This is a genomic window from Streptomyces sp. NPDC026538 (genome assembly GCF_055567535.1).
Window position 1 is genome coordinate 263,429 of the sequence record NZ_JBVHQG010000007.1, and the last position, 25,130, is coordinate 288,558.

Consider the following 25,130-nt stretch of genomic DNA (forward strand, 5'->3'; position numbering starts at 1 on the left):
ATGCCGCCATGGCTTCCACCATGGCGGCATGCCGTGGAGCCACGATCCACCACTGCCCCGCCCCGCTGGAGCAGCGTTCGTCGCGGCCGCAGCCGTCTGGTTCCCCCTGACCGCCGTCCGCCGGCACTACGAGTCCCGGTTCGCCGCCCTTGCCAGGAGACTGCCTTCCACGATCGGGATGGCCTGGATGGAGTGGCCGTCGCACGCCGAGCCCGGCCCGCCACACGAGAACCTCGCCGGTCCGCCGACCGCGCACCACGTCGACATGCCCGGCCATGCGGCACACCTCTCGACTACCGGCCAGACGGTCACCAGCGCACTGGCCCTGTGTCTCCTGGCGTACGCCCTGTCGTCACTGGTCCGCGTCCTGCCCGGCCGCTGTACCCGGCCCGACCAGACCGCGGGCTCGATCGATCGGCACGAGCCGTACGCACCTTTCTGGGAGGGATCCATGGCGCTGGGCACGAGCATCATGCTGCTCATGCCCCACTGATCCGCACGGAGCCTCCGTCAACTTGCGCTCGTGGCGAGCCCAAACGGTGTTCACCGCGGTCTGGAGGTTCCGGAGGGGATCACCGGCAGGACACCGGTGCTGCCGGCCGGCTTCACGATGCGCACGCGCACGTCACCAACGCCGGCGGGAACCGTGATCCACTTCTCGTCCACGTCCGGCTTCTCGATGGGCTGCGCCTGTACGTCGTCGAGGAGCTTGCGCGCTCCCTCGACTCCGAGTTCGTACAACAGCGGCGGCTTGGCGGTCGCGTCGGCGAAATCCCGGGCTGCGGGTTCGAGGACAATATCGCTCACGGCATGCTCCTTCGACGGTAGCGAGGCTTCTGGGGTTTTTCATCCCGTAGGACCGGGCCGGTAGGTTCGATGTGACACGCTCGAAGGAATTGCACGTCCTCCCGTCCGGATTGCCGACGGACCGTCGCGCCGCCGGAATCGGAGGGGCTCAGCAGCAGCGTGCCGTCAATTAGAGATCCACGTGTCCGCCATGGATGACGGTCATGCCTCCCAGCGTCTGCCTGAGGCGTGTGACGGTGTTACGCGCCAGCACCCAGGATGCGGCGCGGCACGGGTGGCGCTGCACAACGAGATGTCACACGATCGCCGTCTGTCCGGTCAGCCCTGTCAGAGCGGCCCCTCGGACACCTCGCTCGTAGGGAATCATGACACGCCCTGACGCCTCCGCCGTTTCCCGACGACATCGCCCTTTGGGTCACTGGCTGTCCGACAAGGCTGTGGCCCGCAGACATCGACGGCTGCCGCGATCCGGGGCCACGTGCTCGATGGTGACGGCCTTCTCGTTGTCGGTCAGGCAGTAGGTCGGGACCCCGCCCAGCCTCCGGAACATCGCGTCCAGGCAGGCCGCCACCGTCGGCAGGGTCTTGTCGAGCACCGGGATGACCATTCGCTCCACACCACCGAACTGCACCGGCAGTCCCGCTCCCGGACGGCCACCGACGGGCAACTGCCCGTGGACGGAGAGCTGATGACCGCCGCCCCGAGCAGCCTGCCGGAAATATCCGTCAGGTGCTGCCACAGCAGGGATGCCCCGGCCCCGGAAGGAGGGCAGGGCATCCGTGTACTGAGGGGATCAGCCGATGTGGTACACGGTGACGGTCACCTCTCCGTCCGGACCGGGGACGGTGTACGCACCGGGGCCGTGGAAGGGCTCGCAGCCCTGGGCGAGGACATCGTCGGCGTTGTAGCCGGTGTCGTCCTCGCCGACGTAGGCGCACACCTCGCTGATCAGCTGGTCGGCGAACCTGTGCGTGACGCCGGCCTCCGGGTAGCGCGGCACGGTGGGGGTGTTGATGTCCAGGTCCGGGTGTTCCCACAGAGTGGTCTGCCGCAGGCCGTCATCCTTCACGAAGACCCGCCCGTAAGGTTCGGGCAGGTTGTTGTCGTCCTTCTCCTGAGGGTTGGAGAACTCGATCGAGTAGGTGACGAGCCCACCGGGGTACCGCGCCTGCGCAGCGGACTGCGCCTGAGCTGATCCGGCACTCACCACTCCGGTCAGCAGCAGGCCCGTCGAGGCGACGGCCGCCAGTCGGCCCATGGACGTCGGACGCATCCCTGATCCCATTTCACTCAACGTGGTCGATTGACTACGCTCCGAAGATAGGTGCAGTCATACGGCTGATCGAAGAGACCTCTGGGCAAACCACCCCGGCGGATGGTGCCGATGCTCTCCGCCCATGGCCCAGTGCGCCGGGTGGCCAACCCCCCTTGCTGTCCCTGACAAAGGCGTTGGACGCGGCGGTGGGTGCTCAGGCAGACGCCGAGTTCGAGGAACGCTTCGTGGACGTCGTCGTGTCGTTCCCAGCGGGTGGGCAGGCGGCGGAAGCTGTGGAGCCGGGCGAGGACGTGCGAGGAGTCGACCACGCAGCGGGACCAGTGCAACCGAGAGGCCGCGTTCAGTTCGGCCGACAAAACCTCGTGCAGCCGCTGCCACACGCCGGTCTCGTTCCAGTCCCGCAGCCTGCGCCAGCAGGTCATGCCCGAGCCGAAGCCGAGGGCCTGCGGCAGGTACTCCCACTGGATGCCGGTGTGCAGCACGTAGAGGATGCCGCACAGCACGTCCTGGTCCCGCAACGGCTTGCGGCCCGGATACCGGAACCTGCGCTCACGCTGCGGCAGCGGCGGCTCCAAGTGATCCCACAGCTCATCCGACACGATCCACGGCGACGTTTCCACACCCGACCGAACGCTCAACTCCCGCCTCAGACACCGCGATCAGTACCGATCTACCTCATTGTGTCAGCCGCTTTCGGAGTGCGCCGGACGTGGCGATCACACAGGGCACCGACCGCTACGGCACCGCGCGGACGATGGCCTGGGACCCTGACCACCCTCGCCTCCCGCCCGTTCGACCTGGATCGGCCATGACGGCGAACTCAACCTCGTCGGGGGCACCTTGATCCGACCGCAGGTCGACCAGCTGCCCGGCGGTGGAGACCCGCTGCCGGTCCGGCTGTGGTCCACCAGGACCGGGACGACCGGTGAGTGCGTCGATCCGCGCCGGCAGGCATTCCTGCGGCGGTTCGGTCTGGAGCACACGGTCCGGATGGCCAAGCAGACGCTGGGCTGGGTTCAGGAACCTCCGCCCGACGTTGAGTTGCCTGTCCATGCGCCGAAACCCACACGGCCAGGCCTCGATGGACCACTCGGCTCCACCTGCCTGTTCCTGATGCGGTAATGCCCTGCCGATGATGGTGGATCCCGGGTTCGTTGCGCGCGCCCGTCAGCCGTGCTTGGCTCGCCCGATGAACTTTCTGTTGACGGCGAGTGGCCTGCGCAACGAGACACTGCGGGACGCACTGCGGGACATGCTGGGAAAACCGTTCGGATCGGCGAACGTGGTGTTCGTTCCCACGGCATCGGTCGCCGAGCCCGGGGACCACGGGTGGTTCGTCGCTGACCTGAACCGGCTGCACGGCCTCGGCTGGCGGGAGTTCGACGTCCTGGAGCTGAACGGCCTGCCCCGGCAGATGGTGCTCGACCGGCTGCTCCACGCCGACGTCATCTATGTCGAGGGCGGAAGCCACTACCACCTCGCGCGCAGCATCACCGGCAACGGCCTGGCCGACGGCTTCCTGAAGGCTCTGGAGAGCCGGGTCTATGTGGGGGTCAGCGCCGGATCAATGATCTTCAGCCGGAATCTCACCGGACACTCCACCGATGTCATCGGGGATGCCGCGGACCTCCACGTGCTCGGCGCGACGACCGTGGAGCCGCCGTTCGGCCTCTTCGACTGGTATCTCAAGCCCCACCTGTACTCGCCGGATTTCCCCGAGCGCGACGACGCCTGGGCTGATCGCATCGCTGCGCGAGCGGACTTCCCGATCTACTTCATCGACGACGAGACGGCCGTTCGCGTCAGGGACGGCAAGGTGGATGTCATTTCTGAAGGCCGGTGGCGGTTCCATCCGTGACTCAACGCGTGGTGGAGAGCCGCGGACAGGGCAGTGCGTCGCCCAGGAGTGCGCTGCTGCGGAGCTGCCGGGGTGAGCACCTGCGTCAGACGGCGCGGTACGACAAGAGGGCTACATCTTCCCCGGCACCCTCACCCTCGCCACCATCCGGCTCTGGCTCCGGTAGTGACCTGCTCCGATAAAAGGGCGCGAAGCCCCCGCAAGCCGTCGCCCACTCGGCGCACCTATCGCCGCCTGCACCCCACCACAAAAGGATCTGCCGGGCGGTGATTAGGCTTCACCAATGCTGACCAGCGAAGACGAGTCGTACGAGGCCGTCAGGCGACTGGCCGCCGGAGTTGCTCCCGACCAGGCGCTCGATGTGACGGATCCGGAGTCCTGGATCGGCCTTGACTTCGGGGTACGCGAACTGGCCTGGCAGCGGCCGGAGCTGTTCCACTCGAACGCGTCGCCGTCCGGGCGGCGGCTGACCTGGGATCCGGATGCGTCGCTGCCCACCGTCACTTGGCACCGTAGGCCCGGTGACGCCGAACTCGCCCTCGCCCTCTGCCACCCCGACGGTCGGATCCGTGAGGCCGCACTGGACCACACCGAGGAGCGACCCGCGCTGCTTGCGCTGGTCGTCATCCGCTGCGCGGACTGGGCGGAGCCGGTACGCGAACGGGCCCGCGGGCTCATGTCCGAGACGCCCCCGCAACAGCTGGCCGCGCACGCCGCGCTGACCCTGCGGATCGGCCGCCGCCCGCGGGGCAGCTTCGCCCAGGAGCTGCTGACCGGGGCGCTGCGCGCGGGCCCTGTCGCGCAAGCCGAGGCGCTGCTCGACAGCGGCGACCGGGCCACGGCCCGCCTCGCGTACCGCATCGCCGTGGAGCGCCGGCTGCTCCCCGCAGCGCGGTTCGCTCAGACCGCCGCGCGCCACCGCGACGTCGTAGTGCAGGACCTGTGCGCCGAAGCGGCCGTGGCCGCCCTCGGGAATGGCACCTTCGACGCGTTCGGCGAGGTCGTGGCGCCGTTGCTCGGCTCCCGGCAGCCCCGGGTCAGGTCGGCGGGGGTGACCGCGTTGCGCCGGGCCGGGCGGCACGCCGACGCCGAGCCGTACCTCACCGACCGATCCGCCGTGGTACGGGCGTGCGCCCGATGGGTGCTGCGGCAGGGCGGCACCGACCCCGCGTCGCTGTACCGCGCACTGTGTGCCGACCCCGCGGCCCGGCCCGCCGCCGCAGTGGGCCTCGGCGAGTGCGGGGTGCCTGAGGACGCGGACCTGGTCCGGGCACTCCTCGCACACTCGGTCCCCGGTGTGCGCGCCTGCGCTTTGGCGGGGCTGCGGGCGCTGGACGCGGTACGCGTCGATGACGTACGACCGCTCCTGGACGACCCCTCGGCAGCGGTGGTCCGGCAGGCGACCGCCGCTCTGTTGCCGTGGGCCGACCGCGTACCGCAGGAACTGCTGCGCGGGCTCTTGGCCGAGGACCGTCCGCGCCACCAGCGGATCGCGGCCGTCCGGCTGCTGCGGGCCGTCGGGGTGCATGCCGGGGTTGCCACACGGCTAGGTGTGCGGGGCGGTGGCGGGGCTGGACGCGGTCAGCCGCGCAGCGCGGAGGCGAGGATGCCGGGCAGTTTCCACACGCTTGGTGCGGCGGTGAAGCGCGTGACGCGTTCGATGGTGGTCCGTGCGGTGCGGTTGGTGACGAAGTACGGCGGGCGCGGGGACAGCGAGGGATCGCCCGTGAGCAGACCGCGTGGTGCGGGTGTGAAGGGGGCGCGCAGTACGGTCTTTTCGATGTTCTCGAGCATGAACGCGTTGTGCACGAAGCCGGTGCCGCTGCCGATGTCCTGGCGGGTGTGGCCGGGAAAGGCGCCCCAGGGGGTGAAGCCGAGCAGGAAGCCCACGCCGGACCAGCAGTTGATGCCCAGGGTGCCGTAGCGCAGGCCGGCGATGGCCGTCTGCACCGTCGGCCTGTCGGACTTCTCGGTCCTGGGGTGGACGATCAGGGTGGCGCCGAGGGTTCCGGGGAGGGTGTCGTTGGCGAAGTCGACGGCGTGATGCAGGTATTCGGCCGTGGTCGCGCCGGGCAGTCGTACGACGCCCAGGGCGCTGCCGAAGACCTCCTCGGTGATCAGGACGTCGTCGTGGTCGGTGATGTCGGGGACGAGGAGTCGGCAGTCGGCGCCGTGGGTCTCCGCCTGTGGGTGGGCAGCGAGAACGGCGGCCAGGCGGCTGCCGGTGCCGGGGTAGTAGTCGGCGCGCGCAGGCAGCTCGCGCAGCACGCGCCGGATCTCGTCCAGGAGCCGCTCGGTGCCGTCCCAGGCACGCGGCACGACCAGGATCTGGCTGGCGATGCAGTTGTGACCGGAGTTGTTCATCTTGCTGGTGACGATGTGCTCGGCCTGGAAGCGGAAGTCGGCGTCGCTCCACGGCCCGGGTGTCACGATGCACGGGCTGACACCGCCCAGTTCACTGCTGAAAGGCTTGGTGACCAGGGGCCGGTCGTCGCGTCGGCGCTGCTCGGCGTCCTCGTCCGTGCCCCAGACGATGGCGTCGTGGGTTCGGTCACTGCCGGTGACATGGATGGCGTCGATGCCCTCGTGGCGCGTGAGGTAACCGCCTTCGGCCGCGCCGCCGTCGACGAACCGCACCCAGTCGCGTGCGACGAAATCGGCGAAGACGCGCTCGAAGTGGGGGCGTAGGTAGGCGTTGACGGGGTTCAGCTTGGCGATGACGACCTGGCCCTCGACGTAGAGCTTGTGCAGGACGTCGAGCGCGGTGATGGCGGCGACATTTCCGGCGCCGAGCACCAGGGCGACGGCGGGGCGCCCGGGCCGGCCCCGGTACTCGCCCGCGGCGCTGTGGCGTACCTGCTCGGCGGTGGTGCCGGGGCGCATCCATACCTGGGCCGTGAAGCCGTTGAGGAGCAGCCGGTCCCAGCCGGTGGCAGGGAAGACGTCGACCTCGGTGCGGCCGTGCTCCTCGCGGACGCCTCCGGGGGCGACGGGTTCCTCGCCGCTCGCGATGCGTCGCAGTACGTGGAGATAGGCTGCGGCGTTCTGTGCCAGAGCCCACGGTCCACCGCTCCAGTCCTCGGCGGCCCACGGGGTGTCGGGGCCGTACCCCTTGGCGTGGGCACCCACCGCGGCCAGCTCGGCGGCGCCGGACGCCACGCGGGGCAGCAGTCGTTCCAGGAGGGCGATGCGTCTGGTGAGGGGGGTGGCAGACCAGGACCCGGCGCTGTTGCGCAGTTCCATGACGGCCCGGTCGAGGGAAGCGGTGTCGAGGGCGCTGGAGGTCACGTCATTCCTCGCAGAAAGGGGTTGGGGCGGGCGGGGCCGTGCGGTGAGGGACGCGCGGCGCACCCCGCCCGGGCACGATGGACGGCACCTCGTCACTCGGACAGCAGGAGCGCGTCGCGAGACGGGTCGATGAGCGTGATGGCGGCGGTTCCGCCGATCAGGAGCAGGGCACCGGTGATCAGGACAGCGTGCTGGTAGCCCGCCGGCCCCTGGCTGTCCACAAGGCGCCCGATCAGTGTCGGGGCGATCAGGCCGGCGGTGGTCACCACGGCGTTCATGAGGCCCAGGGCCCCGCCGCGGCGGTGGGCCGGGGCCAGTTCTGCGACGGTGGTGACGGCGGCGCTGCCCATCGCTCCGGTGAACCCGAAACCGATGACCAGGAGCGCGACCGTCGCCGCACCGGCCGGAGCCGACGGCAGGGCCAGGCACGCCGCTGCGCCTATGAGCAGAAGGATGCCGCCGATCCCGCCGCGGGCCCATCGGCTCACGATGCCACGTCGCAGCAGCCACCCGGCCACGCCTGCCTGTCCGAGCACCACGACGCCGCTCAGACCCCAGACCAGCATCAGCAGCCGGGCGGATGCGGCCGGGGAATAGCCCAGGCCGTCGTGGAGGTAGGACGGGAGCCAGACCAGGCCGAAGGCGATGACCCAGTAGGTGCCGAAATAGGCGACCGTGGCACCGATCCAGGTACGGGTCGCGAGGATCCGGCGGTACGACGTCCTGCGCGCGACCGTCCCCGTCCCGGGTCCGGCCCCTGCCCCTGCCCCTGCCCCCTCGACCGTCCCTGTCCCCTCACCAGAGCCGGCCGAGGCCGGGGAGTCGTTGTCCGACGTGGCCGCGTACGGTCCCTCTCCCCCGAGGGGGATCCACAGCAGCGCCCACACCGCGCCGGCGAGCGCCACCACGGTGACGGCCGAGCGCCAGCCGTGGTGGTGGATCACCCAGGTAAGTACGGGAGCGGCGACCAGGACTCCCAGGGTGACCCCCAGCACGATCAGAGCCCCGGGCAGGTTGCGTCGGTGGTTGGGGAACCAGGACAGGGTGGTCTGCTGGGCGACGGGGAAAGCGGGCCCCTCGGCGGCACCGAGGAGAACACGTGAGGTGATGAGCACCGCGAGCCCTCCGCCCATGGCGAGAGGAGCCTGGGCGACGGACCACAGAGCGGCCATCGCGAGCAGCAGCCACTTGGGCCGTACGCGGTCCGCGAGCAGCCCCACCGCGGCGCCGCAGATGGAGAACAGGAGGAAGAAGGCGCTGCTGGCGAGTCCGAAGGCGGACGAGGACAGGCCGAGGTCCTTGCGGATCGGATCAGCCGCGAGGCCGAGCACGGACTTGTCGGCGAAGTTGATCATCATGAGGACGACCAGCAGCGCGGTGACGACCCATGCGCGGTGTCGGGGGCTCCTCACGGCCCTCGGGCGGTGAGCGGGCACAGCGGGTACGACATCGGTGTCGGTCACAAGGGCTCCGCGGGAGACGAGCGAAAGGAGGAGGGGGCAAAGGGGAAGCGACGGACAGCGCCCGGACCCGGGTGCGGGTCCGGGCGGTGCTCAGGAGAGCGGGACCCCGGCGATCGCGATGCGTTCCATGACGCGGCGTTGCGGGTAGTAGTCGTTGATCGCGTAGTGCTGGACCGCGATGTTGTCCCAGATCGCGACGGAGTCCGGCTGCCAGCGGAAGCGCACCTGGTACTCGGGGATCCGGGCCTGCAGCACGAGCTCGTGGAGCAACTCGCGGCTCTCTTCTTCGCCGAGTCCGACGATGCGCGTGGTGAACGGTTCGTTGACGTACAGCAGTCGGCGCCCGGTCGCAGGATGCCGGACCACCACGGGGTGCTCGACCGCCGGCAGGGTCTGTCGCAGCGCGGCGATCTGGTCCTGGGTCATCGTCGCGCCCCAGGTGGGCACCCAGTCGTGTTCGGCCGTGAGGCCCTCGATCCGCTCCTTCGTCGCGTCGGGGAGGTTGTCGTAGACGGCGCCCATGTCGGCCCACAGGGTGTCCCCGCCCGAGGCCGGGATCTCGACGGCGCGCAGTACCGAACCAAGGGCCGGGGCCGCCATGAACGAGTGGTCGCTGTGCCAGATGTTCTCGTTGCCCACGGCCATGGCGTCCTTGGCCAGCCGGGAGACGCCGGCTCGGTCGCCCTTGGGGAAGAAGGGGTTGGCCTCCGGCTCGCCCCAGAGCCCGGCGAGCGCGGCGTGGTCCTCCGGGCCGAAGTCCCGCTGGTCGCGGAAGAAGATCACCTTCCACTCCAACAGCGCCTGGCGGAGCTCGTCGGCCAGGTCCGCGCCGATCGGCTGGGCGAGGTCGACGCCCGTTATCTCGACGCCGATGTGCGGGGTGAGTGGGTGAATGCCCAGGATCTGGTACTCCCCCGGAGCCGTGCCGGGTGCAGTGCGCTCCAGGATGCGCTTGCCGAACCGGATCAGTGGCTTGTCGAAAACGGGGTGGGGCGTCGAGGCGGCGGTGCCGGCCATTGCAGTCCTCCACGGCGGGAACGGCTGATTTCGTTACCGGCAGTATCGATATTTGGATATGGAGCCGCAAGGGCTCAGAGCAACGAATTTCACGGATCGGGGCGGCCTGGTGTCACCGTCAGGACCGCACAGGGCGGGCCGGGGGCACCGTCAGGGCCGCGCCGCCACCGCACGTGCGACCAGGTCGACCACCTCGTCGACGAAACGGCCGTCGAGCGGCTCCTGCTCTCCCAGCAGGCGGAACACCAGTGGCGCCGCCACCAGGGTCGACGCGGCCGCGACATCGACGTCGGCCCGCACGTCCCCCCGCTCGATTCCGCGCTGCAGAATCTCACGCGTCTGCGCCGTCACGCGGGCGCTGTACGTCGCGTACGCGCTCCGAGCGGTACCCGCCTTGGCCGCCGCACCCATGAGTTCGGCCAGTAGACGGTCCGTGCCGGGCAGGCGGTAGACCTCCAGACGCGCCGTCAGCAGAGCGTGCAGTTCGGCACGGAAGTCCCCGAGGTCGGCGACGGAGACCGGGCCGACCCGGCTCTCCGCGGCGGCGAGGATCAGATCCTGCTTGGTCGGCCAGCGCCGGTAGATCGCCGGCTTGCTCACCTCGGCCCGGGCCGCCACCGCGTCCATGGTGACCGCGTCCATACCCTGCTCCGTAACCAGGGAGAGCACCGCGTCGAGCACCACCCTCGTGACCCGCTCCTCACGCGGCCGCCCCGGCCCACGCTTCTCCGCCTGGATCTGCCGTCCACCCATGACCACGAGCCTAGAGGGCGCCCCCCGGCTGAGGCACGCGAGGTCGGGACCGTGCGACAGCGGAAACTCGACAGGAGGGCCCTGCCGCCGCTGTCGGCCCTTTCTCAACGGACCAACTGGCTCGCCGGGATGCGGGGATGGGGCGCGCAGGGGTGGCGGAACCCCCCGACGCGCATTCTGATCGTGACGATCTGACCCGCTGCCCGCACCCACCGGATCCTCCGCATCAGTGAGCGGCAGGGCGTCCCCCTCCTGGCTGATCTCGCCTACCAGGGCGGCGGCCCCTGGGTGACCACGGGCATCAAGCGCAGGCCCCGCGTCCGCACGGCCCAGCGGGACAGGCTCCGCGTGCTGAAGGCGCCCGCTCCCGCCTTCGTCCACGACCGACGCGGCCTGGCTGTTCTGGCCGACGCCCCCGTCACCCCCGGACGTACACCGCTACCGCGCACCACAGCGTGGCTATCGTGAGCCACAAGGCCCTGCCCGCCAGCGCCGAGCAACTGGTGACGTTCCTGACGGCCTGCGGCCCCAGCCCGGCCGAGCGCGCGGTCCGGCGGGAGTCGTATCCCGGGCCGTAGCGAAGGCAGCCTGTCACGGTGCCGACGAGAAGGTGCTTCGGGCCCAGTCGGCGAACGACGTCCAGTGCAGTTCGGGGTGTGCGGCGTGCAGCGCCGGCAGGTCGACGCCGTAGCCGACGCCGCGCAGGAACGCCCACATCGCCCGCATGTCGTCGTTGCCGATCTCGTCGAGCTGCACTTCGTTGTGCCGAACAGTTCCACCGAGCGCCGCGCCCAACGCGGCGGCCATGTCACCTGGCGTGGGGGCGTCTCCGGCGAGCTCGATCCGCCGTCCGACGAACGCGTCGGGCGCGATGAGGACAGCGGCCGCAAAAGCACCCAGGTCGGGGCGCGCCAGTTGCTGCAGACGGCGGTCGGGTGGCAGGGGGAGATCGAGTACCCCCTGACGGATCCGCTCCCGGTCGCCGAGGGCGTTGTCAAAGAAGTAGGTGGGCCCCAGGATCGTATAGGGCACCTCGCCTGCGGCCAGTTCCCGCTCGATGACCGCCTTGGTCTCGAAGTGCGGTACGCCGGTGTCCAGGTCAGCGCCTGCGACGGAACTGAAGACCAGGTGTGGCACACGGGCCTGATGCGCGGCGGCGAGAATGGCTCGCCCCTGTGCGATCTCGGCGGCCGGTCCTGACTCGAAGGGTGTGGTCATCGCAAAGACGCCGGCTACTCCCCGCATGGCTGAGGCCAGCGATTCTCGGTCCTCGAGATCACCACCCACGACCTCGACGTTTTGGCCGGCCAGGCGCCGGGCCGAGGCGGATTGAGGGTTGCGGACCAGTCCGCGGACGGCGGCACCGCTGGACTGCAATGCGCGGACGACGGCGCCGCCTTGTCCCCCGGCCGCCCCGAGTACGAGGGTCGGCTGGTCAAGGCTCATGGTGAAAAGTCCTTCCGAATCGATTCCGCAGGGCCTCGCCGCCACCAGTTGAGACCGGGCAGCCGCATCAGCGTGCTTGCGATGCCGGAACACCGACGGCTCGTGGAGCGTGCAAGCGTCCCCGTCCGGTGACCGGTGCGGGGCGCCGGGTTGCCTGATTCACTGACCGAGAGCACCGTGGTCAATATCTCTCGCATTGTCCTGGAAGGAGCTCGCTGTGGCCGGGACCTCCGACCAGGTGTCGCGGACGACGTGGCCGCAGCTGCGGGTCGCCGACTGGACCGAGACCCGGGACACCCTGCACATGTGGACCCAGATCGTAGGCAAGATCCGGCTGGCCCACGCGCCCCTGGTCAATCACTGGTGGCAGGTCACCTTGTATGTCAGCCCGCGCGGCCTGACGACATCGGCGATCCCCTATCGCGCCGGAGTTTTCGACATCGAGTTCGACTTCCTCAACCATCTACTGCGTATGCGCAGCAGCAACGGCACCCACCGCACCGTGGCTCTGGAGTCCAGACCGGTGGCCGACTTCTACCGCGAGACCATGCAAGCCCTGGGCGAGCTGGGGATCGAGACAAAGATCCAGGCGCATCCGAACGAGGTGGACCCAGCGATCCCCTTCGATGAGGACCACCGGCACGCTTCCTACGATCCAAACGCCGCACAGTTGTTCTGGCGACAATTGCTGCAGGCCAACCGGGTGCTGGGCGAGTTCCGCTCGTACTTCGTCGGCAAGGTCAGCCCAGTGCACTTCTTCTGGGGCGCCATGGACCTGGCCTGCACGAGGTTCTCGGGACGCACGGCCCCGCCGCATCCGGGCGGCGCCCCGAACTGTGGTGACTGGGTGATGGTGGAAGGCTACTCCCGCGAGTTGAGCAGCTGCGGGTTCTGGCCCGGCGGCGGTGAAGAAGGGGCCTTCTACTCGTACGCCTACCCCGAGCCTGATGGCTTCGCCGACCACCCGATCAGCCCGGTCGACGCGTTCTACAGCCCCGACCTCGGCCAGTTCCTCCTGCCCTACGAGAGGGTGCGCACCGCAGCCGACCCGGACAGGGCAGTGGCTGACTTCCTGCACACGACCTACGCGGCTGCCGCGGAGCACGGCGGCTGGGACCGGGCGGCCCTCGAAGCGGACCCGAACCGGTGGCAGGAGCACGGGTAGCCCCTCACCGGAGGAAGAATCCCCATCCAAAGCACTCGGGTGGGTCTTCTTCCTCACCCCCACTCCCGCACTGCCCCTATGACGGACGCAGGTTCGGGTCGGCACTCACGAGGGCAGCCGTCTTTCCAAGCAGTCTCCGTGAGGAACCGCAGATCCTCACCTGGTTCCAGGGTGGGCAGGAGGCGGCGGCCTGCTCGGCAAGCAGCGGTTGCTCGCGCTGGGCTTCCGTCATACGCCGGATGGCGATTTCCCGGTTCAGTGCGCTTACCTGCCGACTGAGGACGACGAACCGGTCGGCGTGGTCGGGACGGTGCAGGTGCAGTTGCACCACTGGTCCGGGCCCCTGCCACCAGGTGGCGCGGACGCCGTGGCAGCGAAAACGCACCGGACTGCCGTCGCCGCCCTTGAGGACGAGCGCGCCCGGAAGCGGGTGTCCGCTGCGCAGCCAGTTGCCGGGTGGCTCATGGCGTCGACCCTCTCGCTTTACCACTCCCGTGCACCATGCGAACGCCCGGCGCCCACAAAGACCATGGACCCTGCGGCACCGGTGGCCTGCTCAAGCTTTCGGTTCCACCTGGTGATGTGTTCGCTCTAGGATGGCAGCTACTTCCGGAGGCTGGCAGCCCGTGCGGCCGGTCCCGCAGCGGGGCACAGATCGCCTCCGCGAGAGCCGCGTGCACAACGACTTCGTGCGTCGGTGATACTCGGGAAACCGGTCGGCGGGTAATCGAGGGGTGATGGCGTGGACAGTTCGGGGGAGGCGGATGCGTCGACGGCATCGTCGGCCCGGTCCACGGACGCGCTGAGCGTGCATCCGTTGGCGGACCGGCCAGGCTGGCAAGCGGTCGGCGAGATCAGTCTGATCACACGCCCCACCTGGGAACAGATGCTGCACCTGCTTGTCCTGAGCGATGAAGAGGCGTGCCACTTGGAGCTTTCCGCGGTCACCTTCGTCGATGTCGCCGGTGTCTCGGCCCTGGCTGTGGCTGCCCAGGGCCTTCCGGAGGGGCGACGCGTCATGATCGAACAGCCGCCCTCCGCCCTGCGGCGCGTGTTGGACATGTTCTGGCCGGACCTGCCCACGGTCGAGGTGGTGGCGTGATGACTACCCCGACCACCGACCCCTTCGTTCATCCCGCCTTGTTCTACCGAGGCGAGGAGGAGTACCTGCACGGCACCGTGCCCTTCATCCGCGACGGTCTGAGGGCCGGAGAGCCGGTGGCCGTCGCCGTACCCGGGCCGAACCTGGCGGTCCTCAGGGCGGCTCTGGGGGAAGATGCCGCAGAAGTACGGTTCCTCGACATGACCGAGGCGGGCCGCAACCCCGGACGGATCATCCCCAAGGTGCTGCGCGCTTTCGCTGACGTTCATCGTCATACGCGGGTGCGCATCATCGGCGAGCCGATCTGGGTCGGCCGCAACAGTGTGGAGTACCCGGCGTGCGTCCAGCACGAGGCGCTGATCAACCCGGCCTTCCAAGGCCGGGAAGTCACCATTCTCTGCCCGTACGACGCCGACCGCCTCGACGAGCAGGTACTCACCGACGCGTATGCCACCCATCCCGTCGTCATCTCCGGGGGCAACGAGCGGCGCAGCCACGCCTACGCTCCCGAGCAGGTGATCGCCCATTACAACCAGCCCCTGCCGTACCCGGCGAGGGCCGACGAACTCGTCTTCGACGCCGATGGACTGCCGGGTGCCCGCCACTTCGCGGTCGAGCAGGCCGCGCGCTTCGGTCTGTCCGGTGTCCGCCTGGAGGACGTGGCCCTGATCGTCGCCGAGCTGACCACCAACAGCGTCGTGCACGGCGGGGGTTCGGGCAGCGTACGGGTATGGACCGACGACGACCAGGTGGTGTGCGAGGTCCGCGACCGTGGGCACCTGAGCGACCCGCTGGCCGGCCGTCGCCCACCCGGACGGGGCCAGCTGGGCGGCCGGGGCCTGCTGATGGTGCACTACCTCGCCGACCTCGTACGCATCCACACCAACCCCCACGGCACCGCCATCCGCTGCTATATCAGCCGCCGCTGAGCGCGCGCCTCGGCAGATCGGGGCTGCGCATGCGGACCGGTCTCGGAAACGGCCCCGCTCCGCACCTCCCGACAACCGCTGCGCGGCGAACACCGACTCCAGCACGGGACAGTGCCGCCGGTACGGCCAGGCGGGCGGCTCGATGCCGGACAGCCGCAGCAGATCGAATGCTGCGAAGTGAGCCGACTACGCGCCCCGGGCCTTGGCCGACTCGGCGTCACAGCCGGTTTTGATGTTGTGGCACCGCCTTGGGCGACAGCCGGCTCGATCACCGAACCCCATCCGTCACACAACTCTGCATTGAATCCGACGGTTTCGACCTATTCGCCCCATATATCTGAATCACGCACTTTCGCACGATTCTGATATGACGTCATCGCCTCCTGACGGCTCACATCGAGTACGACGGGCCGCTCGTTCCCGGTGGGGCCGTCCAGTACCGCCGTCCGGGGCTGCCGGGCCAAGTGACAGTATGGCCGGTATGGATGTTCGCAGCAGGAACAACGTGACGGTCACTGGGCCGGCCGAGGGGCCGGTGGTGGTGCTGGCGCATGGCTTCGGCTGTGATCAGAACATGTGGCGGCTGGCGGTGCCGGCCTTGGAGAAGCGGTACCGGGTAGTGCTGTTCGACTACGTCGGCTCCGGTGGTTCGGATCTGTCGGCGTTCACCCGGGAGCGGTACTCCTCGCTTGAGGGCTACGCCCAGGATGTGGTGGAGGTCTGCGACGAGCTGGACCTGGAAGGGGCGGTGTTCGTCGGGCATTCGGTCAGCGCCATGGTGGGGGTGCTGGCCGCGCGGATGGCGCCGCGGCGGATCGGGGCACTGGTGATGGTCGCCCCGTCCCCGTGCTACATCGACGACGCGGGCTACCGGGGCGGCTTCACCGCAGAGGACATCGATGAGCTGCTGACCTCGCTGGAGTCGAACTACCTGGGCTGGTCCTCCGCGATGGCCCCGGTGATCATGGGCAATCCGGAGCGGCCGGAGCTGGGACAGGAGCTGACCAACAGCTTCTGCGCCACCGACCCGGACATCGCGGCGGTTTTCGCCCGCACCACGTTCCTGTCCGACAGCCGCGAGGACTTGAAGAGTGTGACGGTGCCGACTCTGGTGCTGGAGTGCTCCCAGGACGTGATCGCGCCCCGCGAGGTCGGCGCTTACGTGCACGCCGCCATTCCTTCGTCTCATCTCGTCACTCTGGAGGCCACCGGGCATTGCCCGCAGCTGAGCGCCCCGGAGGCCACCGTCGAAGCAATGCTCGACTTTCTGGAGCCCTTGCGGTGATGTCCCGCGCCGGCCGGGAGCCGGACCCGGCAGAGGTCGGGGACGTGGCGGGCACGGACGTCGCTTTCACGGCCCTGCTGGAGGACAGTGCGGAGGACCTGTACGAGGCGGCGCCCTGCGGCTACCTGTCGACGCTGATGGACGGCACCATCGCCAAGATCAACACCACCCTGCTGGACTGGCTCGGCCTCAAACGCGAGGCGGTGGTGGGCAGACTCCGCTTCCCCGATCTCCTCACCGTCGGCGGAAAGCTCTACCACGAGACGCACTTCGCGCCCCTGCTGCGCATGCAAAGCGAACTGCGCGGCATCGCCCTGGAGATGAAGGCCGCCGAGGGGCGCCGTCTACCGGTGCTGGTCTCCTCCGTGGTCAAACACGGCAGTGAGGGCGAGCCGCTGCTGATCCGCACCACCGTCTTCGACGCCTCCGACCGGCGCGCCTACGAGCAGGAACTCCTGCGCCGTCGCAAGGAGGCCGAGCAGGCCCGCGCCGAGGCCGAGCGGGCGCATGCGGAGGCGGAGGCGGCCCGCCGGCAGGCCGAGGCCGACCGGGAACGGCTGGCCGACGCGCTCGCCGTGTTGCAGCGGTCCCTCGTGCCCTCCTCGCTGCCCGCCGTGCCGGGACTGGAGGCTGCCGTCTACTACCACACCGCCTCCCCCGACCGCCTCGGAGGCGACTTCTACGACCTGTTCGCCCTGGGCGGGGGCCGTTGGGCGTTCTTCCTCGGCGACGTGTGTGGCAAGGGCCCCCAGGCGGCCTCCCTCACCTCACTGACCCGCTACACCCTGCGCGCCGCGGCCCTGCACGATCCCGAGCCTGCCGCGGCCCTGACCACACTGAACTCGGTCCTGCACGATCGGTACGCCGCCAGCGGGGACCCCCGCTACTGCACCGTCATCTTCGGCGTCATCGAACCCGGCGCCGACGACGGCCACACCACCGTCAGACTTGCCTCCGGCGGCCACCCCCCGACGCTCGCCATACGGGCCGACGGCCGGGCCGACTACCTCCACACCCCCGGAGGGCTCCTCGTGGGCGTCCTGCCCACCGCCCCGTTCAGCACCGCGCAGACCACTCTCGCCCCGGGCGACACGCTCCTGCTCTACACCGACGGTCTCACCGAGGCCCGCACCGGCCCCACCCGCGAGCACATGTTCGGCGACGACGCCCTGCACGCCTTCGCCACCGACCACGCACCCGCCACACCGCAGGAGGTGGTGACCGCCCTGACCGGGCTGCTGGAAAGCTTCGGCGACGGCCTGGACGACGACACCGCCCTGCTCGCCCTCGGCGTCCCCACCACCCACCCGTCCGATCGGTAACGAATCAGCCAGAATGAGCCCGCTGAACATCACCCACCACGACACCGCCACCGGACCTGTTCTCCGCGTGGCCGGCGACCTCGACTACGCACAGGCCACCGCCCTGCGCGAACAGGTCGACGGCCTCGTCCTGAGCCCCGGTCAGAACCTGGTCATCGACCTGTCCGGCCTGGATTACTGCGACTCCACCGGCATCACGGTCCTCCTCGCCGCACGCCAGCGCGCCCAGACCGCCGGCGCCGACATGGCGCTGGCCGCCGTCCCCGCCGACACCCTGCGCATCCTGACCATCGTCGGCCTGGACCAGATCTTCACCATCCACCCCGGCAGCACGTGAGCTTCCGCATCACGGCGGCAACGGCTCCATGACAGGGGCGCGCAGTACCGGCGTCCGCCCGTTGAACCCGGAGGCAGCGGCTCGTGAGATCTACCGGTGTGCTCGGGTCGGACAGGTACAGCGTGACGCGTCCGGCCTGACTCGGGCGAGTAGGCATTCATCACCGTGAAAGACCTCTCCAGGACGCTGCGAGACCGGATGGCGTCGCCCGCCGGGCGGCACCGTCGCGCCCACCCGCCTTTTCCACGGCGGCCGGACCACTCGCCTGCCGGGCCGGCAGGGCGGCTGGGCAGCGAGCCGCCACGGCAGGGCTCTGCGGTCACGCGGCATCGCCGCCGCACTGGCAGGCGTCAGGCTGACGTTTCGGTGCCGGTGCAGGCGTCGCCCGTAGGTTCGTCGGGGGTATGGTCGGCCAGCGCGTCAGCCACCGTCGCATGAATCGGCAGCAGCTGGGAGATGCCGGTCATGCTGATCATCCGCATCAGGCGGTCGGGGACGCTGGCCAGGCTGAGCGAGCCGCCCGCCTGCTGGGCCGCGTGCAGGAGGCCGATGAGGGTGCTGAGGCCGGTTGAGTCGAAGAAGTCGACTTGTGCCAGGTCGAGGACGAGATGCGGGCCGGCCTGTTCGAGGACGGCCAGTGCGTGCGCGCGCAGGGCGGATGCCGTGTGCAGGTCCACGTCTCCGGTGACGCTGACGACGGTGGCGCGTGCGCTGGGGTGCTGGACGGTCACATGGAGGGTATCGGTCACGTCGGTCATCACTCCTGGCCGGGGTGCTCGTGTGCTGCGATGGTGCGGACGGTGGCGTCAGGCGCGCCGGGGACGGACAGGGCAAGCAGGGCGACGTCGTCGCCGGCTTCGTCGGGCAGGGACGACAGCAAGGTGGTGGCGTCCTCGACCAAGGCGGAGGCGCTGAGGGCGCCGGTGCGCTGGTGGAGGAAGCCGGTCAGTCCGTCCTCGCCGAGCATGACCCCTTGGGCAGTACGGGCCTCGGTCAGCCCGTCAGTGTAGAGAAAGAGAGCCTCGCCGCGGTCGAGGGTGAAGGTGGTCTGCGAAAAGGCGGCCTCCCGGAAGGCTCCGACCAGCATGCCCGCGCGGGGTCGTACGGCCTGCACCCAGGCCGCGCCGGAGTCGTCGGGCCGTAGATGGTAGGCCGGTGGGTGACCGCCCGTGGCCATCGTGAGGGTGAAACCGCCCGCGTCGCGCGGGGTCAGGACGCCGTGGACCGCGGTGCAGAAACGGCTGCCTGCGGTGACGTCGTTGAGCAGAGCCGTGTTGAGCGCCTTGAGCACAGTGACGGGATCGGGATCGATCTGCGCCGCGGCGCGCAGGGTGTGGCGGACCAGGGCGGTGACGGTGGCCGCCTCGGCGCCCTTGCCGCACACGTCTCCTATGAAGAACGCCCACCGTTCGCTGTCCAGGGGGAAGACGTCGTAGAAGTCGCCGCCCACCTCGTGCGCGGAGGCGGTGCGATAGTGGCAGGCCAGCTCCAGTCCGGGAACGGCCGGAAGGGTTGGGGGCAGCAGGATGCGTTGCAGGGTGGAGGCGAACGCGGCGCTGGCCGCCCTGTCCTTCTCCGCCTGCTCGCGGGCCGCCCGCTCCGCCTCGGCACGGGCGCGCTCCGCCTCGGCCTGCCGGTTCTCGGCCTCGCGGCGCTCCTGTTCGTGACGCAGCGCCCGGAGCGCGGACAGGCGCAGTTCCAGCTCGTCCATCACGATCGCGGCCAGGTCGACGAGGGTGGCGGTGTCGTCCTCGCTGATCGAGCGGGGTTTGGTGTCGAGGACGTTGACCGTGCCCAGCCGGTGGCCGTCGCGGGTGATGATCGGGGCCGCGGCATAGAACCGCACACCCATCTCACCGGTGACGAGCGGGTTGTCCGACGCGACGGGATCGAGCAGGGTGTCGGGGATCAGCAGGGTGTCGTCGCGCAGGACGGCCGAGCCGCACAGCCCCGGATCCCGGCCGAGTTCCTTGACCCCTTCCAGACCGTGGGCGGCCTTGAACCAGATACGGTCGGTGTCCACGATCGTCACCGTGGCCACGGGTACGTCGAAGAGGCGGGCGGCCAGAGCCGCCACCCGGTCGAAGGCGCCGTCGGGCGGCGTGTCGAGGATGTCGTAGCGGCGCACCGCCGCCATCCGGGCCTGCTCGACCTGAGCGTCCGGCACCAGCTGCGGGGGCCGCCCGGGAGCCGGTTCGAGGGTCGTAGCCCGCCGGGTCATCGGGTTCTTTCCACGGGTCACTGCGGCGGCGCCTCGTCAGGGCCCACTTCGTGGACGGTGGTCAGACTGGCGAGGCCCGATACGGCGAGGACGGGTTCCAGCAGCGGAGTGGTGATGAGCTCCAGCCGGTCGGCGTGGGCGAAGAGCACGCTCAGTCCGGCGCTGTCGAGGTACTCCACCGCGGTCAGGTCCAGGACGAGCGGCCCAGAGCTGGCGGCGAGGGCATCGGCCAGGGAGCCTGCATTACTCATGTCGATCTCGCCGTTGACCGCGAGCCGGGGAGTACCGTCCGCACTCCGACCGGGAGTGAGAGAGAGGGGGGTGGTCATCAGGCGATCCTCATCTGCATGTCGACGATGGTGCCGGACGGGCCCGGGGTGATGGTGACCTGCTGCATCATGGCCCTCATGAGCGCCACGCCGCGGCCACGGTGGGCGTTGAGCTCGGGCTGAGGGACCTTCCACTGGCCGCTGTCGGCGACTGTCAGGTGCAGGTTGTCGACGAGGGCCTCGGCGCGCAGCCTCACGGCCTGCCCCGGGGCGTGCCGGTGGCCGTGCTCGATGGCGTTGGCGCAGGCCTCCCCGGCGGCGACGAGAACGTTCTGCACGGTGTTCGGGGGCAGCTCGCACTGGGCGAGCCAGCTACGCAACGCCTTTCGCACCGGCGCGAGTTGGGAGGACTCGGCCGGGAACGACATCTCCAGCGGCGCCGGATGGCGATACAGCAGCAGGGCTACGTCGTCGTCATAGCCTCCAGCCGGTGCGAGCCGCGACATCACCTCCGTGGCGAGGTCGTCGACGGGCACGTTGCGGCACTCCTGCACGACGTCGCTCGCCTGGTCGATTCCGACGCTGAGCGGGCGCCGGCGGCGTTCGACGAGCCCGTCGGTGTACAGCAGCAGGGTGGCCCGTGCGGGCAGGACGCACTCACCGTCCGGGCGTTGCCTTCCGGGGCGTACGGCCAGGGGCAGAGATCGTCCCTCGACCAGCAGCCGGGTGGTGCCGTCGGGGTACGCGATGATGCCCGGCGGGTGCCCGGCGCTGGAGTACGTCAGCCGGCCTGTGCCGGGGTCGAGGACACCGCAGAAGACAGTGGTGCACGAACCACCGGGCACGCCCACGGCGAACTGGTCGAGTGCCATCAACGTCCCGGAGGGGCTGGGATTCTGCAGCATCAGCGCGCGGCAGGCGCTGCGCAGCTGCCCCATCACGCTGGCGGCTTCCAGGCCCCGGCCTACGCAGTCGCCGACGACGATGCCGATCCGCCCGTCCGGCAGGATGACCGTGTCGTACCAGTCACCTCCCACCTCCAGCGGGCGGGTGGCGGGCTCGTAGCGGACAGCGAAGCCGTCGGGGAGCCGGTCCGGGCCGAGGATGGCGCGTTGCAGCGCGATCGCGGTCTCGCGCTGCTGGTCGATCTGGTGTGCCCGCACCAGTCCCTGGGCCAGGTGTCCGGCCAGCAGCGACAGCAGCAGCCGGTCCTCCGGAGTGAAGGGCCGGTGTTCGCCCAGATCGATCCACAGAGCGAGCGGGCCGTCGGGGTGCTCCAGCAGCACACCGGCTCCGGTGTGCTCGGAGACCGGCGCGAGCGGTGCTCGGCCGCGCAGGCCGGCGAGCGCATCACGGCGCTCCGGGGGCAGATCCTCCCACCGCAGGTCCGCGTCCGTGGCCGTCAGCTCGGGCGCGTCGTGCCGGCCGAAGACGGCGGCCACCACACTGCGCGCCCGCCACAGGCCCCTCAGTTCGGCAAGGGCACCGGACAACGCCTCGGGCAGACTGACGGCCCGGGACAGGGAGGTACTCAGCGCGGCCAGCGCCGTTTCGCGCTGGATGGCATAGTGCTCGGCGGTGACGTCCCGGAACGTGCCGACGGTGACCCGGCGCCCGGTGTCAGGGTCCTCGGCCTTGTTGTAGGTGGCGGTCACCCACAATCGGTGGCCGTCTCGGTGGGTCACCGGAATCGTGTAGGAGCCCTGGGACCTTTCGAGCAGGTCGGCGAACGCGTCGCCGACCTTCCCGTGCGCCTCGGCATCGGCGGCGGCGTCCGGCCACCAGGGATGGATGGGAGCGTAGGGCAGACCCTCCGGTCCGTAGCCGAGAATGTCGGTGAACGCGGCATTGATCTCCACGACCGCCCCGGCCTCGTCGCAGACGAAGAACGCCTCCTGCAGGGAGTCGATGAGAGCCGTCCGCCAGCGGGCATGATGGTTGCGCAGCCGGGCCAGTTCGACGTTCGCGCGCACCCGCGCCAGAAGCTCGGCGGCGACGAACGGCTTGACCAGGTAGTCGTCGGCGCCCGCCTGCAAGCCCTCGATGGACGCTTCGTGTCCTGCCCGGGCCGACAGCAGCAGCACGGGCACCGAGGCCGTGCGCGCGTCACCGCGCAGCCTCGCCACCAGTTCCAGCCCGTCCAGCCGGGGCATCATCACATCGCTGACGACGAGGTCGGGGGCATCACGGCGGGCGGACCGGAGCGCTTCCGCCCCGTCGGCGACGACGGTGACGTCGTAGCCCGCCCCGGCCAGAAGGCGCGTAAGGTACTCGCGCATGTCGGCGTTGTCGTCGGCCACCAGCACCCGGGCGTGGACCGCGGGCCCCGGACTCTGCGGGGCGGCGCCCCCCGCGTCACGATCCAGCCTGCCGCCGGCCGTCCCGCCGGTACCGTGCTCGGGCAGCCAGCGCATGGCCTCCTGGAGGTAGGGGTCAGCGGTGCTGGAAGCAGCGGCGCTGCCCGCCGCGGACACCACGGCCCCGGCGGGCAGATGACCGGTCCCGAACGGCAGCCGAATGGTGAAGGCGGTGCCTGTTCCCTCGGTGCTCTCGGCAGTGATCACGCCGCCGTGCAGAGCGACGAGCTCCTGCACCAGGGCCAGCCCGATGCCGCTGCCCTCGTTCGAGCGGGAGCGGGCGTTCTCGATTCGGTGGAACCGCTCGAACAGCCGGGGCATCTCCGCCTCCGGCACACCGATGCCGGTATCGGCGACCGTGACCACGGCGTGCGCGCCCGCGCCTCGCACGCTCACCCGGATCGCACCGTCGAAGGTGAACTTCAGCGCGTTGCTCAGCAGGTTGAGCACCACCTTCTCCCACATGCCGCGGTCGACGTAGACCGGCTCGTCCAGCGACGGGCACTCCACCTGGAAGGCGAGGCCGGCCTTCTCGACGGCCGAACGGAAGACGCTGGCCAGCTCGGCGGTCACGACACCCAGGTCGACCGGCTCGTAACGAGCCTGCATGCGCCCGGCCTCGATACGGGAGAAGTCCAGCAGCGTGTTGACCAGCTTGCCCAGCCGCAGCCCGTTGCGCTGGATGACGTCGAGCTCCTGGCGCACCTGCTCGTCGGCGCCGGCGAGCCGGACCCGCAGCTCCTCGACAGGCCCCATGATCAGGGTCAGCGGCGTCCGGAACTCATGGCTGACGTTGGAGAAGAAGGCGGTCTTGGCCCGGTCCAGTTCGGCCAGTTCCTCCGCCCGCCGCTGCTGCGCCTCGTAGTTCCGGGCGCTGCCGACACCGGACGCGATGTGTCCCGCGGTCAGCTCGATGAAACCCCGGTAACCCTGGTCCAGGACCCGGTAGCGGTTCAGGCCCACCACCAGGAAACCGTACGGCGCGCTGCCCTGCTGCAGGAGCGGGACCACGAGTGCCTGTACGGGCGGTTCGGGCCAGTCCCCGCAGGGCAGACCGGTGAAGGCGTCGCCGTCGAGCAGCACGACCGCCGTCTCACCTCTGGCCAGAGCCGCGGCGGGCCACACGCCGTCCGGGTCGTCGGCCGGGAGGAGTGCCGGGACGGCCGGGTGACCGGCTCGAATGCCGGTCGTCCCAGCCAACCGGGCGTTCTTCTCGTCGAAGAGATAGGTCAGGGTGAAGGGCAGGTCCTTCCGATTGCGCTTCAACTGCCGGTCGACGAAGGCCAGCACCTCCTGCTCGGTACGGATCACGCTCGGGTCCGAGCCCAGGTCCCGCAACGTGGTCATCCGCCGCTCGCCGATCACCCGTTCGGTGTCCTCGCTGACCACGCAGAGCATGCCGACCACGGCACCGGCGTCGTCCCGCAGAGGGCTGTAGGAGAACGTGTGGTACGTCTCCTCGCTGTAGCCGGACCGCTCCAGGAACAGCAGCAGCCCCTCGTCCCAGGTGGCCTCACCGGTGCTGAGCACGGCGTCGATACGTGGGCCGATGTCGTGCCAGATCTCCGCCCACACCTGGTTCGCGGGACGTCCGAGCGCCCACGGGTACTTCCGGCCCAGCGTGTCCCGCCGGTAGGCGGCGTTGCAGAAGAAGGTCAGTTGCTCGCCCCAGGCCATCCACATGGGAAACCTGGAGGACAGCAGGATGCTGACCGCCGTCCGCAGGCTCTGCGGCCATTCCTGCGGCGGACCGAGGGGCGTGGCCGCCCAGTCCACCTCGGCGAGGTCCCTGCCGACCTCGCGGTCGGCGGCGAACACATTGCCGTCGGCCACCGTCGGCGGCCTGTGTCCAGCGTCGTCCGAACGCGCCACGCGACACCCTTCCACTCATGCCGACCCACCCCTGAAACCACCGCGCAGAAATCCGCGCGAGTGCCCGCAGCGCGCCCGGCGATGCCCGCCCTCTGCCCGGAACCATCGCCCCGCGTGCAAGAGCCCCAGCAGGCCCCCCGCACGACTGACGGCCTCTCCAGTTCGACCATGGTTCCGCCCAGGCGACTGCGAGCACAGGTTCGCAGTCGCGATCCATAGGATAATCCAGCCGAGGGGTGTGACTTGGCCGCCCGTGCGGCTGCCTGAGCAGGGCGACGAGGACTGCCATGGGTGTGCGCCGCCTGACGGTTCCTGCCGCGAGGCAAATTACAAAGGGAAGATTCCGTTTCGGCTGCCCCACGA

19 protein-coding genes and 4 pseudogenes are annotated in these 25,130 nt (G+C 70.0%); 10 read left to right on the top strand and 13 right to left on the bottom strand.

Annotation, left to right across the window (positions count from 1 at the left end; all coding sequences use genetic code 11):
- The first annotated feature begins 28 nt into the window (after positions 1-28).
- Positions 29-493: a DUF5134 domain-containing protein gene (locus ACZ4N4_RS27825; RefSeq protein ID WP_467593482.1), complete on the top strand. Its 465-nt coding sequence runs from the start codon at positions 29-31 to the stop codon at positions 491-493.
- A 77-nt stretch (positions 494-570) separates the two neighbouring features.
- Here ACZ4N4_RS27825 and ACZ4N4_RS27830 read toward each other — a convergent pair.
- From ACZ4N4_RS27830 to ACZ4N4_RS27845, 4 genes and pseudogenes are all read right to left on the bottom strand, one after another.
- Positions 571-807, bottom strand: a pseudogene (locus tag ACZ4N4_RS27830) (esterase); the annotation flags it as partial.
- A gap of 415 nt (positions 808-1,222) precedes the next feature.
- Entirely contained in the window at positions 1,223-1,546 is a 324-nt protein-coding gene (locus tag ACZ4N4_RS27835) for a hypothetical protein (RefSeq protein WP_467594375.1), read from the bottom strand.
- Positions 1,547-1,600: 54 nt separating this feature from the next.
- Positions 1,601-2,080 (bottom strand): hypothetical protein, encoded by a 480-nt coding sequence (locus ACZ4N4_RS27840; protein WP_467593485.1) that lies wholly within the window; start codon positions 2,078-2,080, stop codon positions 1,601-1,603.
- Positions 2,081-2,379: 299 nt separating this feature from the next.
- A pseudogene (locus ACZ4N4_RS27845) lies at positions 2,380-2,733 on the bottom strand (transposase); the annotation flags it as partial.
- A 53-nt stretch (positions 2,734-2,786) separates the two neighbouring features.
- Here ACZ4N4_RS27845 and ACZ4N4_RS27850 point away from each other — a divergent pair.
- Positions 2,787-3,103: pseudogene (locus ACZ4N4_RS27850) on the top strand (NF041680 family putative transposase); the annotation flags it as partial.
- A 169-nt stretch (positions 3,104-3,272) separates the two neighbouring features.
- Positions 3,273-3,941 (top strand): Type 1 glutamine amidotransferase-like domain-containing protein, encoded by a 669-nt coding sequence (locus ACZ4N4_RS27855; protein ID WP_467594318.1) that lies wholly within the window; start codon positions 3,273-3,275, stop codon positions 3,939-3,941.
- 1,581 nt (positions 3,942-5,522) lie between these two features.
- On the opposite strand, the gene ACZ4N4_RS27860 is transcribed toward ACZ4N4_RS27855, so the two are convergent.
- From ACZ4N4_RS27860 to ACZ4N4_RS27875, 4 genes are all read right to left on the bottom strand, one after another.
- Positions 5,523-7,229, bottom strand: coding sequence for an aldehyde dehydrogenase family protein (locus ACZ4N4_RS27860; protein ID WP_467593488.1), 1,707 nt, complete (start codon positions 7,227-7,229; stop codon positions 5,523-5,525).
- Between the two features lie 92 nt (positions 7,230-7,321).
- A complete protein-coding gene (locus ACZ4N4_RS27865) occupies positions 7,322-8,641 on the bottom strand; it encodes an MFS transporter (protein ID WP_467593497.1) in 1,320 nt (439 codons plus the stop codon).
- A gap of 141 nt (positions 8,642-8,782) precedes the next feature.
- Positions 8,783-9,709 (bottom strand): TauD/TfdA dioxygenase family protein, encoded by a 927-nt coding sequence (locus ACZ4N4_RS27870; protein WP_467593502.1) that lies wholly within the window; start codon positions 9,707-9,709, stop codon positions 8,783-8,785.
- Positions 9,710-9,859: 150 nt separating this feature from the next.
- Positions 9,860-10,462 carry a TetR/AcrR family transcriptional regulator gene (locus ACZ4N4_RS27875; RefSeq protein ID WP_467593510.1) on the bottom strand — a complete coding sequence of 201 codons (603 nt, stop codon included), beginning with the start codon at positions 10,460-10,462 and terminating at the stop codon, positions 9,860-9,862.
- A 198-nt stretch (positions 10,463-10,660) separates the two neighbouring features.
- Here ACZ4N4_RS27875 and ACZ4N4_RS27880 point away from each other — a divergent pair.
- A pseudogene (locus ACZ4N4_RS27880) lies at positions 10,661-10,777 on the top strand (IS5/IS1182 family transposase); the annotation flags it as partial.
- Between the two features lie 276 nt (positions 10,778-11,053).
- Here the strand turns inward: ACZ4N4_RS27880 and ACZ4N4_RS27885 are convergent.
- A complete protein-coding gene (locus ACZ4N4_RS27885; RefSeq protein ID WP_467593517.1) occupies positions 11,054-11,908 on the bottom strand; it encodes an NmrA/HSCARG family protein in 855 nt (284 codons plus the stop codon).
- Positions 11,909-12,125: 217 nt separating this feature from the next.
- Here ACZ4N4_RS27885 and ACZ4N4_RS27890 point away from each other — a divergent pair, with 217 nt between their 5' ends.
- The 6 genes from ACZ4N4_RS27890 (at position 12,126) to ACZ4N4_RS27915 (ending at position 18,048) form a co-directional block, all read left to right on the top strand.
- Positions 12,126-13,073, top strand: a complete 948-nt coding sequence (locus ACZ4N4_RS27890; RefSeq protein ID WP_467593525.1) for a DUF5996 family protein — start codon at positions 12,126-12,128, stop codon at positions 13,071-13,073.
- Between the two features lie 742 nt (positions 13,074-13,815).
- Positions 13,816-14,175 (top strand): STAS domain-containing protein, encoded by a 360-nt coding sequence (locus tag ACZ4N4_RS27895; RefSeq protein ID WP_453579530.1) that lies wholly within the window; start codon positions 13,816-13,818, stop codon positions 14,173-14,175.
- A complete protein-coding gene (locus ACZ4N4_RS27900) occupies positions 14,175-15,104 on the top strand; it encodes an anti-sigma factor RsbA family regulatory protein (protein ID WP_467593529.1) in 930 nt (309 codons plus the stop codon). The genes ACZ4N4_RS27895 and ACZ4N4_RS27900 overlap by 1 nt, the downstream gene beginning before the upstream one ends.
- Positions 15,105-15,585: 481 nt before the next feature.
- Complete coding sequence (locus ACZ4N4_RS27905) at positions 15,586-16,389, top strand: alpha/beta fold hydrolase (protein WP_467593532.1); 804 nt, start codon at positions 15,586-15,588, stop codon at positions 16,387-16,389.
- Complete coding sequence (locus ACZ4N4_RS27910) at positions 16,389-17,711, top strand: PP2C family protein-serine/threonine phosphatase (RefSeq protein WP_467593535.1); 1,323 nt, start codon at positions 16,389-16,391, stop codon at positions 17,709-17,711. Before ACZ4N4_RS27905 ends, ACZ4N4_RS27910 begins: the two co-directional genes overlap by 1 nt.
- 13 nt (positions 17,712-17,724) lie before the next feature.
- Complete coding sequence (locus tag ACZ4N4_RS27915) at positions 17,725-18,048, top strand: STAS domain-containing protein (RefSeq protein WP_467593538.1); 324 nt, start codon at positions 17,725-17,727, stop codon at positions 18,046-18,048.
- A 350-nt stretch (positions 18,049-18,398) separates the two neighbouring features.
- On the opposite strand, the gene ACZ4N4_RS27920 is transcribed toward ACZ4N4_RS27915, so the two are convergent.
- Genes ACZ4N4_RS27920 through ACZ4N4_RS27935 form a run of 4 tightly spaced genes read right to left on the bottom strand, consistent with a single transcriptional unit; the run spans position 18,399 to position 24,767 of the window.
- Complete coding sequence (locus ACZ4N4_RS27920; RefSeq protein ID WP_467593541.1) at positions 18,399-18,806, bottom strand: STAS domain-containing protein; 408 nt, start codon at positions 18,804-18,806, stop codon at positions 18,399-18,401.
- On the bottom strand, positions 18,806-20,269 hold the full coding sequence (locus ACZ4N4_RS27925) for a PP2C family protein-serine/threonine phosphatase (RefSeq protein ID WP_467593544.1): 1,464 nt from the start codon (positions 20,267-20,269) through the stop codon (positions 18,806-18,808). The genes ACZ4N4_RS27920 and ACZ4N4_RS27925 overlap by 1 nt, the downstream gene beginning before the upstream one ends.
- Positions 20,270-20,286: 17 nt before the next feature.
- Positions 20,287-20,598 carry an STAS domain-containing protein gene (locus ACZ4N4_RS27930; protein ID WP_467593546.1) on the bottom strand — a complete coding sequence of 104 codons (312 nt, stop codon included), beginning with the start codon at positions 20,596-20,598 and terminating at the stop codon, positions 20,287-20,289.
- Positions 20,598-24,767, bottom strand: coding sequence for a SpoIIE family protein phosphatase (locus ACZ4N4_RS27935; RefSeq protein WP_467593549.1), 4,170 nt, complete (start codon positions 24,765-24,767; stop codon positions 20,598-20,600). Before ACZ4N4_RS27935 ends, ACZ4N4_RS27930 begins: the two co-directional genes overlap by 1 nt.
- Positions 24,768-25,130 lie beyond the last annotated feature (363 nt).

What these genes read in the sequence shown, in the direction of transcription:
- ACZ4N4_RS27925 (WP_467593544.1), bottom strand. Translation starts at nt 20,269, where the DNA reads ATGACCCGGCGGGCTACGACCCTCGAACCGGCTCCCGGGCGGCCCCCG.
- ACZ4N4_RS27840 (WP_467593485.1), bottom strand. Translation starts at nt 2,080, where the DNA reads ATGCGTCCGACGTCCATGGGCCGACTGGCGGCCGTCGCCTCGACGGGC.
- ACZ4N4_RS27900 (WP_467593529.1), top strand. Translation starts at nt 14,175, where the DNA reads ATGACTACCCCGACCACCGACCCCTTCGTTCATCCCGCCTTGTTCTAC.
- ACZ4N4_RS27855 (WP_467594318.1), top strand. Translation starts at nt 3,273, where the DNA reads ATGAACTTTCTGTTGACGGCGAGTGGCCTGCGCAACGAGACACTGCGG.
- ACZ4N4_RS27915 (WP_467593538.1), top strand. Translation starts at nt 17,725, where the DNA reads ATGAGCCCGCTGAACATCACCCACCACGACACCGCCACCGGACCTGTT.
- ACZ4N4_RS27910 (WP_467593535.1), top strand. Translation starts at nt 16,389, where the DNA reads ATGTCCCGCGCCGGCCGGGAGCCGGACCCGGCAGAGGTCGGGGACGTG.
- ACZ4N4_RS27885 (WP_467593517.1), bottom strand. Translation starts at nt 11,908, where the DNA reads ATGAGCCTTGACCAGCCGACCCTCGTACTCGGGGCGGCCGGGGGACAA.
- ACZ4N4_RS27905 (WP_467593532.1), top strand. Translation starts at nt 15,586, where the DNA reads ATGGATGTTCGCAGCAGGAACAACGTGACGGTCACTGGGCCGGCCGAG.
- ACZ4N4_RS27920 (WP_467593541.1), bottom strand. Translation starts at nt 18,806, where the DNA reads ATGACCGACGTGACCGATACCCTCCATGTGACCGTCCAGCACCCCAGC.
- ACZ4N4_RS27930 (WP_467593546.1), bottom strand. Translation starts at nt 20,598, where the DNA reads ATGACCACCCCCCTCTCTCTCACTCCCGGTCGGAGTGCGGACGGTACT.
- ACZ4N4_RS27825 (WP_467593482.1), top strand. Translation starts at nt 29, where the DNA reads ATGCCGTGGAGCCACGATCCACCACTGCCCCGCCCCGCTGGAGCAGCG.
- ACZ4N4_RS27875 (WP_467593510.1), bottom strand. Translation starts at nt 10,462, where the DNA reads ATGGGTGGACGGCAGATCCAGGCGGAGAAGCGTGGGCCGGGGCGGCCG.
- ACZ4N4_RS27870 (WP_467593502.1), bottom strand. Translation starts at nt 9,709, where the DNA reads ATGGCCGGCACCGCCGCCTCGACGCCCCACCCCGTTTTCGACAAGCCA.